This window comes from Burkholderia sp. WTPI3, assembly GCF_021483755.1.
Lineage (GTDB): Bacteria > Pseudomonadota > Gammaproteobacteria > Burkholderiales > Burkholderiaceae > Burkholderia.
The window spans coordinates 1-17,673 of record NZ_JAGIXF010000107.1; the positions used below are offsets into that span (position 1 = coordinate 1).

Annotated in this window: 13 protein-coding genes and 3 pseudogenes; 6 read left to right on the plus strand and 10 right to left on the minus strand. The window is 66.9% G+C overall.

Annotation, left to right across the window (positions count from 1 at the left end):
• The 3 genes and pseudogenes from J7024_RS32510 to J7024_RS32520 form a co-directional block, all read right to left on the minus strand.
• Positions 1 to 1,879: pseudogene (locus J7024_RS32510) on the minus strand (hydantoinase/oxoprolinase family protein); the annotation flags it as partial.
• 116 nt (positions 1,880 to 1,995) lie between these two features.
• On the minus strand, positions 1,996 to 3,294 hold the full coding sequence (locus tag J7024_RS32515; RefSeq protein ID WP_124830782.1) for an MFS transporter: 1,299 nt from the start codon (positions 3,292 to 3,294) through the stop codon (positions 1,996 to 1,998).
• 187 nt (positions 3,295 to 3,481) lie between these two features.
• A complete protein-coding gene (locus J7024_RS32520; RefSeq protein WP_124830781.1) occupies positions 3,482 to 4,255 on the minus strand; it encodes a putative hydro-lyase in 774 nt (257 codons plus the stop codon).
• Positions 4,256 to 4,460: 205 nt separating this feature from the next.
• Here J7024_RS32520 and J7024_RS32525 point away from each other — a divergent pair, with 205 nt between their 5' ends.
• Entirely contained in the window at positions 4,461 to 5,393 is a 933-nt protein-coding gene (locus tag J7024_RS32525; RefSeq protein WP_124830780.1) for a LysR family transcriptional regulator, read from the plus strand.
• Between the two features lie 91 nt (positions 5,394 to 5,484).
• Here the strand turns inward: J7024_RS32525 and J7024_RS32530 are convergent, their stop codons facing one another.
• The 3 genes and pseudogenes from J7024_RS32530 to J7024_RS32540 all read right to left on the minus strand — a co-directional run.
• The gene (locus J7024_RS32530) at positions 5,485 to 7,173 is read right to left on the minus strand and encodes a hypothetical protein (RefSeq protein ID WP_175752335.1); all 1,689 of its coding nucleotides are present in this window, start codon (positions 7,171 to 7,173) and stop codon (positions 5,485 to 5,487) included.
• 198 nt (positions 7,174 to 7,371) lie between these two features.
• The gene (locus J7024_RS32535) at positions 7,372 to 7,716 is read right to left on the minus strand and encodes an antibiotic biosynthesis monooxygenase family protein (protein WP_124830778.1); all 345 of its coding nucleotides are present in this window, start codon (positions 7,714 to 7,716) and stop codon (positions 7,372 to 7,374) included.
• Positions 7,717 to 7,781: 65 nt separating this feature from the next.
• A pseudogene (locus J7024_RS32540) lies at positions 7,782 to 8,315 on the minus strand (hypothetical protein); the annotation flags it as partial.
• Between the two features lie 200 nt (positions 8,316 to 8,515).
• Between J7024_RS32540 and J7024_RS32545 the strand changes: the two are divergent.
• Positions 8,516 to 9,229, plus strand: a complete 714-nt coding sequence (locus tag J7024_RS32545) for a hypothetical protein (RefSeq protein ID WP_124830777.1) — start codon at positions 8,516 to 8,518, stop codon at positions 9,227 to 9,229.
• 45 nt (positions 9,230 to 9,274) lie between these two features.
• Here the strand turns inward: J7024_RS32545 and J7024_RS32550 are convergent, their stop codons facing one another.
• The 3 genes from J7024_RS32550 to J7024_RS32560 all read right to left on the minus strand — a co-directional run bounded on the left by J7024_RS32550 (position 9,275) and on the right by J7024_RS32560 (position 12,791).
• The gene (locus tag J7024_RS32550) at positions 9,275 to 10,582 is read right to left on the minus strand and encodes an MFS transporter (protein ID WP_124830776.1); all 1,308 of its coding nucleotides are present in this window, start codon (positions 10,580 to 10,582) and stop codon (positions 9,275 to 9,277) included.
• A gap of 164 nt (positions 10,583 to 10,746) precedes the next feature.
• Positions 10,747 to 11,640 carry a DMT family transporter gene (locus J7024_RS32555; RefSeq protein ID WP_124830775.1) on the minus strand — a complete coding sequence of 298 codons (894 nt, stop codon included), beginning with the start codon at positions 11,638 to 11,640 and terminating at the stop codon, positions 10,747 to 10,749.
• Between the two features lie 197 nt (positions 11,641 to 11,837).
• Positions 11,838 to 12,791, minus strand: coding sequence for a LysR substrate-binding domain-containing protein (locus J7024_RS32560; protein WP_124830774.1), 954 nt, complete (start codon positions 12,789 to 12,791; stop codon positions 11,838 to 11,840).
• Positions 12,792 to 12,918: 127 nt separating this feature from the next.
• Between J7024_RS32560 and J7024_RS32565 the strand changes: the two genes are divergently transcribed.
• From J7024_RS32565 to J7024_RS32580, 4 genes and pseudogenes are all read left to right on the plus strand, one after another.
• Positions 12,919 to 13,938 carry a zinc-dependent alcohol dehydrogenase family protein gene (locus J7024_RS32565; RefSeq protein ID WP_234745831.1) on the plus strand — a complete coding sequence of 340 codons (1,020 nt, stop codon included), beginning with the start codon at positions 12,919 to 12,921 and terminating at the stop codon, positions 13,936 to 13,938.
• A 198-nt stretch (positions 13,939 to 14,136) separates the two neighbouring features.
• Positions 14,137 to 14,427: a co-chaperone GroES gene (locus J7024_RS32570; RefSeq protein ID WP_011356207.1), complete on the plus strand. Its 291-nt coding sequence runs from the start codon at positions 14,137 to 14,139 to the stop codon at positions 14,425 to 14,427.
• Between the two features lie 12 nt (positions 14,428 to 14,439).
• Positions 14,440 to 16,080 (plus strand): chaperonin GroEL, encoded by a 1,641-nt coding sequence (groL, locus tag J7024_RS32575; RefSeq protein ID WP_124830772.1) that lies wholly within the window; start codon positions 14,440 to 14,442, stop codon positions 16,078 to 16,080.
• A gap of 175 nt (positions 16,081 to 16,255) precedes the next feature.
• Positions 16,256 to 16,537, plus strand: a pseudogene (locus tag J7024_RS32580) (LysE family transporter); the annotation flags it as partial.
• Between the two features lie 93 nt (positions 16,538 to 16,630).
• On the opposite strand, the gene J7024_RS32585 reads toward J7024_RS32580, so the two are convergent.
• The coding region (locus tag J7024_RS32585; protein ID WP_234745832.1) for a cysteine desulfurase at positions 16,631 to 17,673 on the minus strand (1,043 nt) is incomplete at its 5' end.

Sequence of the window (17,673 nt, forward strand, 5' to 3'; positions counted from 1 at the left end):
CATGCGGCGCCGCACCGTGGGCGCGCGGCGCGAGCGGCGCGATCTCCACCGGCGCGTCGGAGCGGCCGATCGCCTCGACCGACGCCAGCTCCGCCACCAGCGGCGTGTCGGGCATCAGGAACGCATAGCGCTGCCGATACGCGGCTTCGAACGCCTGCTGCATCGCGGCGACGCTGCCGGCCGGCACGTCGAGCGCGGAATCGGTGCCCTGGTAGCGCAGGTGCACGCGCCGCTCGGTCACGATGCGCTCCGGCGGCACGTGCTGTTCGAGCAGCGCGCCGACCGCCTCGTCGGCCAGGCGGTCGAGCGCCTCGTTCAGCGCCGGCAGCGACGCGTCCGACAGCACGGCTTCCACCGCGCGCTCGCGCATCGCCGTCTGGTCGGCCAGCCCCATTCCGTATGCGGACAACACCCCCGCCAGCGGATGCGCGAACACCTGCGTCATCCCGAGCGCGTCGGCCACGCCGCACGCGTGCTGGCCGCCCGCGCCGCCGAACGTCGTCAGCACCTAGCGCGACACATCGTGGCCGCGCTGCACCGAGATCTTCTTGATCGCGTTCGCCATGCTGCCGATCGCGATTTCCAGGAATCCCTCGGCCAGCGCCTCGGGCGTGTCGCGCCGCCCGGTCGCCGCATGGATCTCGTCGGCGAGCGCCTCGAACTTCGCGACCACGCCGTCGCGATCGAGCGGCTGGTCCGCGTGCGGGCCGAACACGCGCGGGAAATGATCGGGCTGGATCTTGCCGAGCATCACGTTACAGTCGGTCACCGTCAGCGGACCGCCGCGCCGGTAGGCGGCCGGCCCCGGGTTCGCGCCGGCCGATTCCGGCCCGACGCGCAGCCGTGCGCCGTCGAAGCCGAGCACCGAGCCGCCGCCGGCCGCGACCGTATGGATGCTCATCATCGGCGCACGCATCCGCACGCCGGCCACCTGGGTCTCGAACACGCGCTCGAACTCGCCGTTGTAGTGCGACACGTCGGTCGACGTGCCGCCCATGTCGAAGCCGATCACCTGGTCGAAGCCGGCCGCGCGCGCGGCGCGCACCATCCCGACGATGCCGCCGGCCGGCCCGGACAGGATCGCGTCCTTGCCCTGGAACGCGTCGGCACGCGTGAGGCCGCCGCTGCTCTGCATGAACTGCAGGTTCACGCCGGGCATCTCGTGCGCGACCTGCTCGACGTAGCGGCGCAGGATCGGCGACAGGTACGCGTCGACGACGGTCGTGTCGCCGCGCGACACCATCTTCATCAGCGGCGATACCTCGTGCGACACGGACACCTGCGTGAAGCCGATCCGGCGCGCGAGTTCCGCCAGCATCCGTTCGTGCGCGGTGTAGCGATAGCCGTGGATCAGCACGATCGCGAGCGCCTGCACGCCCGAGTCGAACACGCGGCGCAGCGCCGCTTCGGCACCCTGCACGTCGAGCGGCATGACCACGTCGCCGTGCGCGCCGACCCGCTCGTCGATCTCGACGACCGTCTCGTACAGCGCATCGGGCAGCACGATGTCGAGATCGAACAGGCGCGGCCGGTTCTGATATGCAATGCGCAGCACGTCGCGAAAGCCGTGCGTCGTCGCGAGGGCGGTGCGTTCGCCCTTGCGCTCCAGCAGTGCGTTGGTCGCGACCGTCGTACCCATCTTCACCATGTCGACGCGCTCGGGCGTGATCGGTTCGCCGTCGGCGAGGCCGAGCAGATGGCGGATGCCGGCCACGGCCGCATCGCGATATTGCTCGGGGTTGTCCGACAGCAGCTTGTGCGTGACGAGCGAGCCGTCGGGCCGGCGCGCGACGATATCGGTGAACGTACCGCCGCGGTCGATCCAGAATTGCCAGCGGGCGGCGTCGGAGGAAACGGGGAAAGTGTGTCGGTCTGTCATGGCGATGAAGTCGATGCGTCGTTGAATTCAGGGCGAGCGCCGCCCCACGGCGCGCGTCGCGCGCCGCGTGACGGCTTCGATGAAAAGGGAGTGAAAAGCGGCGGGCGGGCGCCCGTTCAGGCCGCGTCGAGCTCGCGGCCGCGCGTCTCGGGCAGCGTCAGCGCGGCGACGATCACCACGCCGTAGGCCGCGACGGCAAAGATCCCGATGCTCATGCCAAGCCCGTATTGCTTCGACAGCGCGCCGATCAGGAACGGGAACAGTGCGCCGATCGCGCGGCCCACGTTGTAGCAGAAGCCCTGGCCGGAGCCGCGCACGCGGGTCGGAAACAGCTCGGTCAGGAACGCGCCCATCCCCGAGAAGATGCCCGATGCGAAAAACCCGAGCGGGAAGCCGAGCCACAGCATCGACGCGTTGGTCAGGTTCAGCGACGTGTACGCGAACGCGATCACCATCGAGCCGAGCGCGAACAGGATGAAGTTCGGCTTGCGGCCGAGGCGGTCGGTCAGGTACGCGCTCGTCAGGTAGCCGACCCACGAGCCGAAGATGATCATCGCGAGATAACCGCCGGTGCCCATCACGGTCAGGTGCCGTTCGGTCTTCAGGAAAGTGGGCAGCCACGTCGTGATCGCGTAGTAGCCGCCTTGCGCGCCGGTCGTCAGCAGCGCCGCGCGCAGCGTCGTCGTGATCAGCTTCGGCGCGAAGATCTCGGTGAGGCGCGGCGCGTCGGCTACTTTCGCCTGCGCGGCCTTTTCCTTCTCGAAGACGTCGGGCTCCTTCACGTAGCGGCGAATCACGACCACCAGCAGCGCCGGCGCGAGGCCGACGAGAAACAGCCCCCGCCACGCCTGTTCGGCCGGCAACACCGAAAACAACACCGCGTACAGCACCGCCGACAGCCCCCAGCCGATCGCCCAGCCCGACTGCACCAGCCCGACCGCCTTGCCGCGATCCCGCGCGCGGATCACTTCGCCGATCAGCACCGCGCCGGCCGTCCATTCGCCGCCGAAGCCGAAGCCCATCAGCGCGCGCGCCGCGAGCAGCTGGTGATAGTTCTGGGCAAGCCCGCACAGCGCGGTGAACACCGCGAACCACAGCACGGTCAGCTGCAACGTGCGCACACGGCCGATGCGGTCGGACAGGATGCCCGCGATCCAGCCGCCGAGCGCCGACGCGAGCAGCGTCATCGTGCCGATGAAGCCGGCGTCCGCGAGCGAGATGCCCCAGGTCGCGACGAGCGTCGGGATCACGAACGACAGCATCTGCGTGTCCATTCCGTCGAGCATGTAGCCGACCTTGCAGCTCCAGAATGCGCGGCGCTCGCGCGGCTGCGCGTCCGCATACCATCCGAACAGGCCGTTGCGTGCGGGGCCCGCGGGGTCGGCGGCGGGCGCCGCGAGGGTCTTGCTTTCCATGGTGATGCTCCTGTCGATATGCGCGGTCAAAATCGGTCGTGTCGTCTCGTGCATGCCCGTGTGCCGGGCGCGCGGCCGGCGGGCCACGGATGTGCGCCGCCCTCCGGCCGGGCGGATCGTCTGCGGTCGCGGCACGCTGCCGCGACGGGGCCGGACCGGCGAGCGCGCGGGCTGCCGGCGGATCGGATCAGAACACGGCCAGCGACGCGTTCGTGATGTCGGTCATCAGCATGTAACCGGGCGTATGCGCGATCGCGAGCGGCAGCTTCGCTTCCATCAATGCGGTTTGCGGCGTCACGCCGCACGCCCAGAACACGGGCAGCTCGCCGTCGCGCACCGTCACCGCATCGCCGAAATCGGGTGTGCCGAGATCGGCGATGCCAAGTGCTTCAGGATGGCCGATATGAATCGGCGCGCCGTGCACGCCCGGGAACCGGCTCGTGATCTGCACCGCGCGGATCGCATCGGCGCCGCGCAGCGGCCGCATCGACACGACCAGTTGGCCGCCGAAGATCCCCGCGCGGCGGTTCGGGATCGTCGTCCGGTACATCGGCACGTTGCGACCCTCTTCGATGTGGCGAAGCCCGATGCCTTCGCGCACCAGCATGTCCTCGAACGAGAACGAGCAGCCGATCGCGAACACGACGAAATCGTCGCGCCATAGCGCTTCGAGCGAATCGACACGCTCGGTCAGCCGGCCGTCCCGGTATACGTTGTAGCTCGGCACATCGGTGCGGATGTCGAGATCCTCGCCGAGCACGTCGAGCCGGAACGCGCCCGGTTCGCCGACGCCCAGCAGCGGGCATGCCTTCGGATTCGCCTGACAGAAGCGCAGGAAATCGTGCGCGTACGCATTCGGCAGGATCGCGAGATTCGCTTGCGCGAACGGGCCGCACTGGCCGGCGGTCGGGTTGCGGAAGGCGCCGCTGCGCACGGACTGGCGGAATTCGGAAGGCGTCATGTTGGTCGTTGGCGGGTCGTGATGTCGTCGGGGTGACGCGGTTGCGTCAGCGGATACGGCGAAGAATAGAAAAGAAAAAATTTTGTCGCCAACGAGTTTTTTTGCGCCGCGTGTATAGAATTTCTTAACGGATCTTCGGGTTATCCCCGATCTCGTTCACTTTTCTTCACCGGCAAGCTGCGCGTGCCCCATCCGTCCGATCGCCATGAACACGCGTTTCCTCGAAACTTTCGTCACGCTCGCTAAGCTGCGCAACTTCCGCACGACGGCCGCCGCGCTGCACGCGACGCCGGCCGCGATCTCGCAGCGCCTGAAGGCGCTCGAGGACGAATTGCACACCGTGCTCGTCGATCGCGACAGCCGCGAATTCCGGCTCACGCCGAACGGCGAGTATCTGCTCGGCTATGCGAAGGCCGTCGTCGAAGCGACGCACGAGCTGCAGGCCGCCGCGGCCGGCGAGAGCGCGCTGCGCGGCAAGCTGCGGCTCGGCGTGATCGAGACGGTCGTGCACAGCTGGCTGCCGCACTACCTGCGCCGCCTCGCGGCCGATTATCCGCAACTGGAAATCGACCTGACCGTCGACGTAAGCGTCGTGCTGCAGCGCCGGCTGATGGCCGGCGAGCTCGATTTGATCATTCGCGTGGAAGGCAGCGACGAGGCGTCGGTCGTCTGCGACGCGCTCGCGAACTATCCGGTGCGCTGGATCGCGCGCACAGGGCTGCTGCCGAACGCGCGCACCGGCCTCGCTCGGCAGGTGCTGCGCCAGCCGATCCTGACCTATGGGCGCGGCACCGCGCCCCACCGCGCGCTCGAGGACATCGTGCGCACACTCGCGCACGCACATGGCGTGCCGCTGTCGGAGACGCGCATCACCGGCTCGCCGTCGATCTCGGTGATCGTGCAACTGGTGCGCGACGGCTTCGGCGTCGCCGCGATTCCGGTGCTGTTCGTCGATGCGCTGATCGAAAGCGGCGAAGTCGTCGAGTTGCCGCTGCAACCGTCGCCGCCTTCGATCGTCGTGTCGATGTCACGCCGCGCCGACGCGCCGAAGTTCGTGCACGGCGCGTCGATCGCCGCGCGGGCCGCGTGTCACGAGTATTGCGAGAAGAGCAACCGGTTGCTGGTCGAAGCGCTTTGATGATGCGCGGTGCGGCAGCGCGCGCCGCCGAAGAACGGGCGGGCGCGAGCGCGCCCGCCTTGGGCCCGGCATCAACCGGGAAGCGGCTGCGTCAGTGCGACCGGCCCGTCTGCGTGCCCGGCGCGAACTCGATGCCGCGCAGCACTTCCGCAAACTTCGCAGTCCGCAGCACGGCGAACTGCTCGTGCGCAGCGGTTGCCGCGCTCGTGTTGCGCAACACGTCGCGCACCGCGACCAGCCGGTTCGGATCGGCGCCGACATCGCCGTCGCCGCTGACCGTCGACGTGACCGCCCAGATCGTCACCGTGCCGTCGGGTTCGACGCGGCCTGTCAGGTTGCGCAGGCCGTCCGTCGCCGGCGCCCACGGCAGCCCCGTCGCCGCGTTGTTGCCCATCGGGTAGCCCGCGACCGAATACGGCTGGCCGAGATTCAGCCCGTTCTGCAGCGTGTACGCGAGCTTCCATTGCTTCGTCGATGCGTCGTACACCCACTTCTGCAGGCCGGCGCCCGTCTGCGCGGCCGCATGCGAGTACAGGTCCTGGCCGCCCGTGTAGCCGTCGCCTTCGTCCGCGACGTATAGCGTGTTCGCGTCGGCGAACCACATCCCGAACGGATAGGACAGCGTCGTCGCGGTCTTGTTCGGCGTCGACGGGAAGCCGGCCAGCACGCACATGTTGTTCGGCAGACTGGTCGTCTGCAGCGACGCCGCGGTGTACGCGAGCGGCGCCGTCGGCAGCGCGGCTTTCGGCGACGGCACACCGATGCCCGACGGGCACGCGGTGCCGGTTGTGTCGACGAAGTAGACGGTGTTCACGCCGTTGCTGCCGCTGCCCTTCGTGTAGTACACGACGTTGTCGTGCACCGTGATCCCGCGGAAGTTGTCGTCCTTGCCGATCTTGTCGGCCTTCGCGCCGAGTTCCGTGACCGAGAAGCTCGCGAGCGGCATCGGCACGCCCGGCGTCTGCTGCGCTTCGTGCTGCTTCGCGCCGTCGATGAACTGCGCGCCCGCGCCGAGGATCACGTTGTCGGGCTGCGGGTTCGCGCCATTGCCGGCGTTGCCGGACGTGTAATAGATCTCCTGCCCGCTGCTGTTGTTCAGGATCGCCGCGCGGCCGTTGTTGCCGCTGTACGCATTCGTCTCGGTGAAGCGGAAATGCCCGTGACGATCGACGCGTGCGATCGCGCGATAGAAGGTCTGCCCGTCCGGGTTGGTCGTGTCGACGGCGGCCGGCGTGTTCGAGTTCGACACGTCGATCGCGTTGACCGGCGCGACATAGCCCATGAACGTCAGGTAGTTGCCGTCGGCGGACAAGTGCAGCCCGAGTTCCGACTTCGAGCTGAAGCTCGTCACGAGTTGATCGTGAGCGAAGCCATTCTGGACGCTGTTCGGCACTTCGAGCGTGCTGACGACGCCGCCCGCCGGCGTGATCTGGTCGAGGAAGATGCGCGACGTGATGCCGAAGTTGCCGTCGTAGCGGACGTTGTTCCACACATACGGATAGGTGCCGTCGTTCGGCGCGCCGGAAGCCGCACCGCAACCGCCGGTGGTCTTCGCGCAGTTCGGCGGCAGGATCGCGCCGGTCTGCACGTTGCTCGACACGTTGTCGTAGACGCTGCGGCTCAGCACCAGGAAGCCCGGCACGAAACGGCTGGCGTCGCCGTTGTCGCTCCGGGCGGCTTGCGCGCCGATGCTCGCGGCAATCAGGGTGAGCGCAACGGCGGGAACGGTACGATCGCGCAGCGCGCGGCGGCACTTCGCGGACAGGACGGGTTTCAGCATGGACAAGGCTCCGTACGACATCGAGTGGGGATGTTGTTGGTGAACAGACTGACGACGTGAAGCCCCGCCACCTTAGCCATGCTTGATGAAGAATTGATTGCGACCGATGCGGTGTAAACCAGCATGCCGATGCCGGCCGCTAACCGCATGAACCTTTCGTTATTGATATGTAATTCGAAGGAAACGAATCAGTCAGGATCACGTATACGTTCCGCGTGGCGCAGGTTGCCCCTCATGTGCTTGGGTGAGCTTGCCGTCGCCGTACTCGCGCAGCACCTGCGAGATCACCACGCGATAACCGTCGAGCCAGCGCGCCTGCTTCGCCTTCGCCTCCAGATGCGCGGGGTGCTGCATCAGTTGCCGCAGCGCCGCCTCCGATTCCCAGTAGTAGACGTTCTGGATCAGTCCCGCCTCGGCGTTCTCCCACGTCTCCTCGCCGAGATAGCCGGGCGTCGCGCGTGCCATGTCCGCGATCTGCCGATCGAGCCGATGGAATTCGTCGTCGTATTGCCCGGCGCGGAAAATGAAGGTCGATGCGTACATGCGCGCTCCGTCGGAGACGATTGAAAGAGCGCCAAATGTAAGGCACGCGTGACGTGCCGCTGTCGTCACGCGGTGCGCTTGATCGGATCGTGTCGAGCGGCAAGCCACGCGTCGATGCGTGGGGCGCCGGCATGCGTGCGCGTCGAGGTTTCCATGGTTGCGGGCATCGCATCGAGCGCGTGCCGCGCGCGTTCGAGTGCCTCCGCGAAACCGCGCAACTCGCGTGTCGCCGGCCGGTCGTCGAGACGCCGGCGCGCGAGCGCCGCTTCGATACGTGCATCGATCAACGCGCGCTGCGCGTCGATGAAGTCGAGGCACAGCATGCGGCACTGCGCGGAGATCGATGCGGTCGCGAGCAGCACCGGCACGATCGACATCGTCAGGTAGCCGCCAGGTGCAAGCCGCGACAATGTCGCGCGGACTTGCGAGCCGCCGTCGATCAGCGATGCGAACACCGCGTCGCGCCACACCGCGCGCTCGAACACGAGCGCATCGCGAAACGTGTCGAGCGCCGCGCGATCCGCGACCTGCCCTGCCCTGCCGTGACCAGCGGTATCGACGATACCGGATTCGGCACATGCTAACGGGTACGGGAATATGCACGCTGATCCGATGGCGTCCATCTGCTCCGGACCGCGCCCATTTCGAGATGAATGACGGAATCCGCGACGCATAATCCCGTCGCACGTCACGACGAAAACGAGCGACCGTATCGCGCTCGAAACGCACATCGCATGACGCGTGTCGCAAATACCGCGAGCGGAAGCATCCCGCTCACCCAATGCCCTCTGGAGACCCGATGTCAAAAATCACGGACGTACTGAAAGTGCTGTCGACCTGCGAACCCTACCGCCCCGCAAAAGGCCTGTCGATGGAGCGGGCACGGAAAGCGGCGCGAATTCTGCTCGCGGGAGGCGGTGTCTGTTTCGTGCTGCTCGGCACATTGGCGCTTTGGCACAAGGCGGCCCCGGCACCATGGCAGCAGCACGTCGCCATCGTGTTTTACGTACTGACTGTCTTGTTCAGCCTGCTCTCCCTCATCGTCGAACCCGTCGCCGGCATCATCCAGATGTTTCGCTGGAAATCGGAAACGCTGAACACCATCACGCGCGAGGTGGAGACCGACGAGAAGCATGCACTGCTGCTGGCCGGTTACGACGACGGCACGCTCGAATATGCGCGGCATGTCCTGCAACTCAAGGTGAAGCGCCTCGACGCGCGCGTCGTGTCGTTCTTCGGCGGCGGAACGGCCGCCTATGCGCTGCTTGCCGTGACGCTCTCGAACATCAAGGACGCGGGCGGACTGCCGTGGTTGCAGAGTACGCTGACAAACGGATTCGTTTCCGGAAATTTCCTGAATACCGCCATCGTATGGGGCATTGCATTGGTCTTCGGGCTGTCCGTCGGCTCGATGGCTTTGAAGGTGGTCCAGTCGCGCTACGTCTATCAGGTCGAACTGATCGAGCTCGTGCTGCTGCATCGAACGATGGCGAAGGCGGCCAGGCATGCTTGACGTAGTCGGCACGGCGGATCGTGCGCAACCGCGCATCTGGCGTGCTCATCCGGCACGCCGCTCAGCCAGCGGCATCGCCCGCCGCGATGCAATCCGCAACCCGAGCACGCCGCCGACGAGCAGCGCCACGGCGACCAGCAGCAGCGCGAGATCGTACGAATGCGTCACGTCCTTGATGTGTCCCATCACCGGCGGCAGCGCAAGCCCCGCGATGTTCGCGACCGCGTTGATCAGCGCGATCGACGCGGCGGCCGTGAGGCCCGATACGTATTCGGTCGTCACGGCCCAGAACACCGGCGTCGCGGCCCAGTTGAATCCGACCGCGAACACGAGCAATGCATACGCAACGGGCAGCATGGGCGTATAGATCGCACCGGTCAGCAGCGCACCGGCCAGCAGCATCGGCACGCCGAGATGCAGCGCGCGTTCGCCGCCGAGATCCGAATGCCGGCCGTTCAGATACATCGCGATGCACGCGAACAGGAATGGCAGTGCGGACAGGCTGCCGACCGCGAAGCTCGATTGCCCCGACAGGCTCTTCACCAGCAACGGCAGAAACAGCGTGAGGCCGATCGTGCCGAAGGCCTGCAACAGCCAGAACGCCGCCAGCGCCCACACCTTGCCGTCGCCGAACGCGCGCCGCAATGCCGCGCCGTGCGACAGGTGCTCGCGCGGCGCGCCGTCGCGCAGCGCCGCTTCTAGCCACGCGCGCTCGTCGGCCGGCAGCCAGCGTGCATGCGCGGGCGTATCGGGCAGCTTCCGCCATACGACGATCCCGAGCAGCAGCGCGGGCACGCCTTCGAGCAGGAACAGCCAGCGCCAGCCTTCGACGCCAAGCACGCCGTTCAGGTTCAGCAGCGCGCCGGACAGCGGCAACCCGATCACCGACGCGAGCGTCGCGCCGATATAGAAGAACGACATCGCCCGTGCACGATCGCTTTGCGGATACCACGCGGACAGGTAATAGATGATGCCCGGCGTGAACCCCGCTTCGGCTGCGCCCAGCAGCAGGCGCATCGCATAGAGCTGGCCCGGCGTATGCACCGCGCTCATCCCGGCCGCGACGATGCCCCACGTGATCATGATGCGGGCGATCCAGCGGCGTGCGCCGACACGCGCGAGGAATAGATTGCTCGGTACTTCGAAGATGATGTACGTGACGTAGAACAGCCCCGCGCCGAGGCCATACATCTGTGCGCTGAGGCCGAGATCCGCATTCATCTGCAGCGCCGCGACCGAGATGTTCGAACGGTCGATGTATGCGACGAGGTACAGCAGCATCAGAAACGGAATAAGGCGCAGGTTCAGGCGCCGCATCGTCGCGGCGTGCAACTGCGGGACGGCAGCATTCATCGACTTGTCTCCTGGATCGTCTCGCGGGACGGGCGGATGCCGCGCATGATCGCGACATCGTCGCGCCGCGTGAAGCGCGGCGTCATGCGAAGCAGTCTAGGAGTCGCGCGAAATGCGCGTCAATTATCGGGACGCAGTCTCGATATGTGAGAAATACCGGCGAGTTAGTACCGCATCACGAGATACAACCCCGCGGCCGCAAGCGCCATCCCCGGCCACGCGAGCGCACCGACCGTTTCGCCGAGCACAATGAGCGCGATCAACGCGGTGGCCGGCGGAATCAGGAAAAACAACGCCGACACGCGCGACGCCTCGCCGTATCGCACCATCGCGAGCAGCAGCGAAATCGCGATCAGCGAGTTGCAGATCACGAGATACGCGAGCGACCCGGCGAGCCCCGCAGTCCAGTTCACGTGCATCGGTTCGAGTGCGAACGCGAGTGGCGCGGTCACGGCGAGGCCGACGGTGTACTGCACGAGGTTCGCGGTAACCGGATGAACGTCGGTGCCGAAGCGCTTTTCCCACAGCGTGCCGCCGGTGATCGATGCGAGCGCAAGCAATGCGAACACCAGCGCCCACGACGACGACACCGCGACCGACGATCGCGCGAGGATGACGATCACGGCGCCCGCTGCGCCGAGTGCGAGCCCGACCCAGCGCAGCACGCCGACCCGCTCGCCGGCGATCATCGGCGCGAGCAGCCCGACGAGAATCGGCTGCTGCGACGTGACGAGCGCGACGGCCCCGGCCGACATGCCGAGCTTCAGGCTCAGATACGTGAACGAGAAATAGCCGGCCTGCAACAGCAAGCCGACGACGACAAGATTGCGCCATTCGCCACGCGTACGCGGCAACGCGGGGCGCAGCCACAGGAACGGCCCGACGAGCAGCGCGACGACGCACGCGTAGCGCAGCGCGAGAAACGTGAGCGGATCGGCGTCGCGCAAGCCCAGCTTCAGGAACACGAAGCCGCTCGCCCACAGCAGCAGGAACAGTGCAGGGGCGACGCGCAGCCAGCACGGTTGCGGTGTCGCCATCGGCGGATCGCTCGTCGTCATGTGCGCTCGCCCTGGATGGCCTGATGATTGTCTGCACCGCATGCGAACGGGCGCATCATCGACGGATCAGGCGGGATACGGCAGTCGTCACGGTGCCGGCGACGATCACGATCTGCAGTGTCCTGCTCATCACGGCGTGCCCCCGAATAGGAATTGTGCGGTGATCATACGCCGCGTCGACCGATCCTGCGTCGTCGCTACGGAGCGGGCACGACGCGCGGCGGCACGCGCTCGCCGTCAGCGTCGTCCGAGGCCAGCATGCGCGGAATCTCGTCGACGAATGCATCAATAACGACGCGCACCTTCGACGGCACATGCCGCGACGCCGGCCGCACGACGAACACTTCGGCGCCCGACGTGCTCTCGCTGTCCATCACGAGCGCGAGACGGCCGTCGCGCACGTACGGCGCCATCAACCAGCACGGCAGCCACGCGAGGCCCGCCCCGGCCGCGGCCGCGTCGGCGATCGCCTGCAGGTCGTCGAACCGCAGGCGGCCGGCCGGGCGATGGTCGTGCACCGCGCCGTCCGCGCCGATGATCCGCCATGGCGTCGGCTGCCCGCCGCGCGAATACGCGATGCCGACATGCGACGCGAGTGCGTCGAGCCCCGACGGCCAGCCATGACGATCGAGATACGCGCGCGATGCGCAGATACCCATGCGCTGTACGCCGAGCTTTCGGCCGACCAGCGCGCTGGTGTCGGCCAGCGCGCCGATCCGCACTGCGACGTCGAAGCCGTCGTTGACGAGATCGGCGACGCGATCGCTGAACGACACGTCGATTTCAAGTCGCGGATAGCGCTCGACGAGGCGCCGCACGACGGGCGCCACGCATTGCCGGCCGAACAGCACGGGCACACTGATTCGCACGCGCCCGGCCGGCTCGCGCCGGCCCGCGTCGAGCGCGGCCTCCGTCTCGCCGAGTTCGGCCAGCAGCCGCCGGCACTGCTCGTAATAGACGAGCCCTTCGTCGGTCAGGCCGAGCTGGCGCGTCGTGCGCTGCAGGAGCCGCGCGCCGAGACGCTGTTCGAGCCGCGCGACGATCTTCGCGACGGCCGAGCGCGTCATGCCGAGGCGCAGCGCCGCCGCCGCGAAGCTGCCTGACTCCACGACGTCGACGAATTCGGCGACGCCTCTCAGCCGCTCATCCATGTAATTCCGCTCCGGTGGGATGACAGAGTTGTGTCCACTACGGCAACAATCATTGGCCGAATTCTCGCCAATGCGTCCCGTCGCGCGACACTATGATAGTCCGCTCTACCTGGAAAAAGGAGTCGACATGCATGCATGGCAAGTCAAACCGGGCGACGGCGTTGCCGGGCTCCGGCGCATCGACGCGACGCTTCGTCCGGTCGGCCCGACCGACGTCGTCGTGAAGATCCACGCGGCTGCGCTGAACTATCGCGACCTGATGTTCGCGCGCGGCGACTATCTCGGCATCGGCACCGACGCGCTGATCCCGGTCGCCGACGGTGCCGGGGAAGTCGTCGAAACCGGTCGCGACGTCACGCGGTTCAAGCCGGGCGATCGCGTGATCAACACGTATTTCCCGCACTGGATCGACGGGCCGCCCACGCAGCGGAAAGTCTCGGGGTCGCCCGGCTCGCATTTCGACGGCGTGCTCGCCGAACGCTTCGTCTCCGACGAAGCCGCACTGGTCGCGATTCCCGCGCATCTCGACTACGCCGAAGCGGCGACGCTGTCGTGCGCGGGCATCACCGCGTGGAATGCGCTGTTCGTCGACGGCGGGCTGGGACCGGGCGCAACCGTCGTGCTGCTCGGCACGGGCGGCGTGTCGATCATTGCGCTGCAACTCGCCCATGCGGTCGGACTGCGCACGATCGTGACCTCGTCGAGCGATGCAAAGCTCGAGCGCGCCCGCGCACTGGGTGCGGACGCAACGATCAACTATCGCGCGACACCCGAATGGCAACATGAAGTGCTGCGCCTCACCGGCGGCGCGGGCGCGGATCTTGTCGTCGAAGTCGGCGGGCGCGATACGCTGCCGCGCTCGATCGCCGCGACGAAAATCGGCGGCATCGTGTCGATCATCGGCGGTCTCAGCAGCTTCGGCGGCCCGGCGCTCGATCTGCTGTCGCTGATCGGCGGCGTCCGGCAACTGCACGGCTTCATGGTCGGCAGCCGCGCGATGCTCGACGACGTCGTGCGACTGGTCGACGCGAAGCGGATCAGGCCGGTGGTCGATCGCGTGTTCGGCTTCGACGAAGCGCCGCAGGCCTACGCGTACCTGCAGTCGGGGCAGCATTTCGGGAAAGTCGTAATTCGCGTCGCCTCGTAACGAAGGAAGGCGGCTTGGGCCGCCTTCTTCCCCCTCCGCCGCTCAACCGCCCCGCCTCGCTCCCCTGTCCATAGCGCATTCGCGCAAATGCTTTTCCGAATCCGTTATTGGATCGCGTCGCCGCGCGTTTTTATACTCGTCAGCACTCTCTGATGAAGAGTGCCAGCCAATTTCGACGCAACAGAACAGGACGAAAAGATGAGCCTACGCCCCTTGCACGACCGGGTCATCGTGAAGCGACTCGACCAGGAAACCACCACCGCCTCGGGCATCGTGATCCCCGACAGCGCCGCTGAAAAACCCGACCAGGGCGAAGTGATCGCCGTCGGCCCCGGCCGCAAGGATGCGGACGGCCAGCGCATCGTGCCCGACCTGCAGGTCGGCGAACGCGTGCTGTTCGGCAAGTACGCGGGCCAGGCCGTCAAGGTGGACGGCAACGAATTCCTGGTGCTGCGCGAGGAAGACATCGTCGCGGTCGTCAATCAATAACGGAGTGCAATCATGGCAGCGAAGGAAATCATTTTCAGCGACGTCGCCCGCGCGAAGCTGACCGAAGGCGTCAACATTCTCGCGAACGCGGTGAAGGTCACGCTCGGGCCGAAGGGCCGCAACGTCGTGCTCGAACGCAGCTTCGGCGCACCGGTCGTCACGAAGGACGGCGTGTCGGTCGCGAAGGAAATCGAACTCGCGGACAAGCTGCAGAACATCGGCGCGCAGCTCGTTAAGGAAGTCGCGTCGCGCACCAGCGATGCCGCCGGCGACGGCACGACGACGGCCACCGTGCTTGCGCAGGCGATCGTGCGCGAAGGCCAGAAATACGTCGCGGCCGGTCTCAATCCGCTCGACCTGAAGCGCGGGATCGACAAGGCGGTTGCAGCGGCCGTCGACGCGCTGAAAAAAATCAGCAAGCCGACCACCACCAGCAAGGAAATCGCGCAGGTCGCGACAATCTCCGCGAACGGCGAGGAATCGATCGGCCAGCGCATCGCCGAAGCGATCGACCGCGTCGGCAAGGAAGGCGTGATCACCGTCGAGGACGGCAAATCGCTCGCCGACGAACTCGACGTCGTCGAAGGATTGCAGTTCGATCGCGGCTATCTGTCGCCGTACTTCATCAACAATCCCGACAAGCAGATCGCCGAGCTCGAGAACCCATACATCCTGCTGCACGACAAGAAGGTCTCGAACATTCGCGACCTGCTACCGGTGCTCGAACAGGTCGCGAAGTCGGGCCGTCCGCTGCTGATCATCGCGGAAGACGTCGAAGGCGAAGCGCTCGCGACGCTGGTCGTGAACAACATTCGCGGCATCCTGAAGACGGTCGCGGTCAAGGCGCCGGGCTTCGGCGATCGCCGCAAGGCGCTGCTCGAGGACATCGCGATCCTGACCGGCGGGCAAGTCGTCGCCGAGGAAACGGGTCTCACGCTCGAGAAGGCGACGCTCGCCGAACTCGGCCAGGCGAAGCGTATCGAGGTCGGCAAGGAAAACACGACGGTAATCGACGGTGCGGGCGACGCGAAGAACATCGAGGCGCGCGTGAAGCAGATTCGCGTGCAGATCGAAGAGGCGACGTCCGACTACGACCGCGAAAAGCTGCAGGAACGCGTCGCGAAACTCGCGGGCGGCGTCGCGGTGATCAAGGTCGGCGGAGCGACCGAGATCGAGGTCAAGGAGAAGAAGGATCGCGTCGACGACGCGCTGCATGCGACACGCGCGGCCGTCGAGGAAGGTATCGTGCCGGGCGGCGGCGTCGCGCTGATCCGCGTGCGGCAGGCAATTCGCGAGCTGAAGGGTGCGAACGCCGATCAGGATGCGGGCATCAAGATCGTGCTGCGCGCGCTCGAGGAACCGCTGCGCCAGATCGTCGCGAACGCGGGCGAGGAATCTAGCGTGGTCGTCGCGAAAGTCGCGGAAGGCACGGGTAACTTCGGCTACAACGCGCAGACTGGCGAATACGGCGACCTCGTCGAATCGGGTGTGCTCGATCCGACCAAGGTCACGCGCACGGCACTGCAGAACGCGGCGTCGGTGGCCGGGCTGCTGCTGACGACCGATGCGACCGTGTTCGAAGCGCCGAAGGATGCGGCACCGGCCGCCGCGCCGGGCGGCCCGGGTGCGGGCGGGCCGGGATTCGATTTCTGACGATGTGCCGCGACGTGCCGGTTCATCGGCACGCCCGGCGATTCCGAAGCGATGCAACGCGTGGCGACGCAAGTCGTCACGCGTTTTTTTATGGATCGCCCCGCGCACGGGTCCGGCGCGGCGCCCGAAGTAAGATGAGCACTCATTCCGCCGCATCGCCCTGAAAACCATGTACGCCGCGAAAAGAGGCGATGTGGTCAGCATGACGAACCCGAAATCCGTCGCGTTCTACGGCAGTATCTTCGCGTTGAGGGTGCCGGCGCACGCGTCGGCATGGCTCGAACTCACGGTCGTCGCGCGGTCGGTCGGGATCTCGGGCGCGTGGTCTTGCACGATGGCGCTGCTCGCATCGAACCCGTCCGTGCGCCTGCTGCTGACTCGGCGCAAGGCCGTGCTCGATACGACAGCCGGGTTGCCGCTGATGGGGCTCGGCGGAAAGAAGCCGGCGGGGCGCTGATCGGCATCGCGTTCGCGCATCGCTACCAAAAAAGGCCGCCTGTAGCGCCCCGTTACCGGGAGCCACAAGCGGCCTTCTCGCGTGCAGCGCGATTCAGCGGCGCGTCGCCAGCCTCTTCACGACACGCACGAGCGCATCGACTTCATCGCACGTGTTGTAGAACGCCAGCGACGGCCGCACCGTCGCATCGAGCCCGAAACGCCGCAGGATCGGTTGCGCGCAGTGATGCCCCGAGCGCACCGCGATGCCCTCTTCGTTCAGCGCCTGACCGACTTCCTCGGTCTCGTAGCCCTTCAGCACGAACGACAGCACACTCGCCTTGTCGCGCGCGGTGCCGACGAGCCGCACGCCCGGCACCGGCGCGAGCACGCTGGTTGCATACGCAAGCAGGTCGTGCTCGTAGCGCGCGATGTTCTCGATGCCGACGCGGCTCACGTAATCGAGCGCAGCCCCCAACCCCACCGCATCCGCGATGTTGCCGGTGCCGGCCTCGAAGCGGTTCGGCGGCTGCTGGAACACCGTGCGCTCGAACGTCACGTCCGCGATCATGTTGCCGCCGCCCTGCCAGGGCGGCATGTCGTCGAGAATCGCACGCTTGCCGTACACAACGCCGATCCCGGTCGGCCCGTAGATCTTGTGTCCCGAGAACACGAAGAAATCCGCATCGAGCGCCTGCACGTCGACGCGCATGTGCGAGATCGACTGCGCGCCGTCGACGAGCGCCTTCGCGCCCGCGCGATGCGCGAGCTCGACGATCTCCTTCACCGGCACGACCGTCCCGAGTGCATTCGACACCTGCGTCACGGACACGATCTTCGTGCGATCGTTGAGCAGCTTCCGGTATTCGTCGAGCAGCACCTGCCCCGAATCGTCGACCGGAATCACGCGCAGCTTCGCACCCTTCTGCGCGGCGAGTTGCTGCCACGGCACGATGTTCGCGTGATGCTCGAGATGCGACACGACGATCTCGTCGCCTTCGCCGACGTTCTGCACGCCCCACGTCTTCGCGATCAGGTTGATCGCCTCGGTGGTGCCGCGCACGAACACGATCTCGTCCGGCGACGAAGCGCCGATGAAACGCCGCACGGTGTCGCGCGCATGCTCGTACGCATCCGTCGCGCGGCCCGCCAGTGCAT

What these genes read in the sequence shown, in the direction of transcription:
- J7024_RS32520 (WP_124830781.1), bottom strand. Translation starts at nt 4,255, where the DNA reads ATGACGCCTTCCGAATTCCGCCAGTCCGTGCGCAGCGGCGCCTTCCGC.
- J7024_RS32545 (WP_124830777.1), top strand. Translation starts at nt 8,516, where the DNA reads ATGTCAAAAATCACGGACGTACTGAAAGTGCTGTCGACCTGCGAACCC.
- J7024_RS32535 (WP_124830778.1), bottom strand. Translation starts at nt 7,716, where the DNA reads ATGTACGCATCGACCTTCATTTTCCGCGCCGGGCAATACGACGACGAA.
- J7024_RS32570 (WP_011356207.1), top strand. Translation starts at nt 14,137, where the DNA reads ATGAGCCTACGCCCCTTGCACGACCGGGTCATCGTGAAGCGACTCGAC.
- J7024_RS32530 (WP_175752335.1), bottom strand. Translation starts at nt 7,173, where the DNA reads ATGCTGAAACCCGTCCTGTCCGCGAAGTGCCGCCGCGCGCTGCGCGAT.
- groL (WP_124830772.1), top strand. Translation starts at nt 14,440, where the DNA reads ATGGCAGCGAAGGAAATCATTTTCAGCGACGTCGCCCGCGCGAAGCTG.
- J7024_RS32565 (WP_234745831.1), top strand. Translation starts at nt 12,919, where the DNA reads ATGCATGCATGGCAAGTCAAACCGGGCGACGGCGTTGCCGGGCTCCGG.
- J7024_RS32555 (WP_124830775.1), bottom strand. Translation starts at nt 11,640, where the DNA reads ATGACGACGAGCGATCCGCCGATGGCGACACCGCAACCGTGCTGGCTG.
- J7024_RS32525 (WP_124830780.1), top strand. Translation starts at nt 4,461, where the DNA reads ATGAACACGCGTTTCCTCGAAACTTTCGTCACGCTCGCTAAGCTGCGC.
- J7024_RS32560 (WP_124830774.1), bottom strand. Translation starts at nt 12,791, where the DNA reads ATGGATGAGCGGCTGAGAGGCGTCGCCGAATTCGTCGACGTCGTGGAG.
- J7024_RS32515 (WP_124830782.1), bottom strand. Translation starts at nt 3,294, where the DNA reads ATGGAAAGCAAGACCCTCGCGGCGCCCGCCGCCGACCCCGCGGGCCCC.
- J7024_RS32550 (WP_124830776.1), bottom strand. Translation starts at nt 10,582, where the DNA reads ATGAATGCTGCCGTCCCGCAGTTGCACGCCGCGACGATGCGGCGCCTG.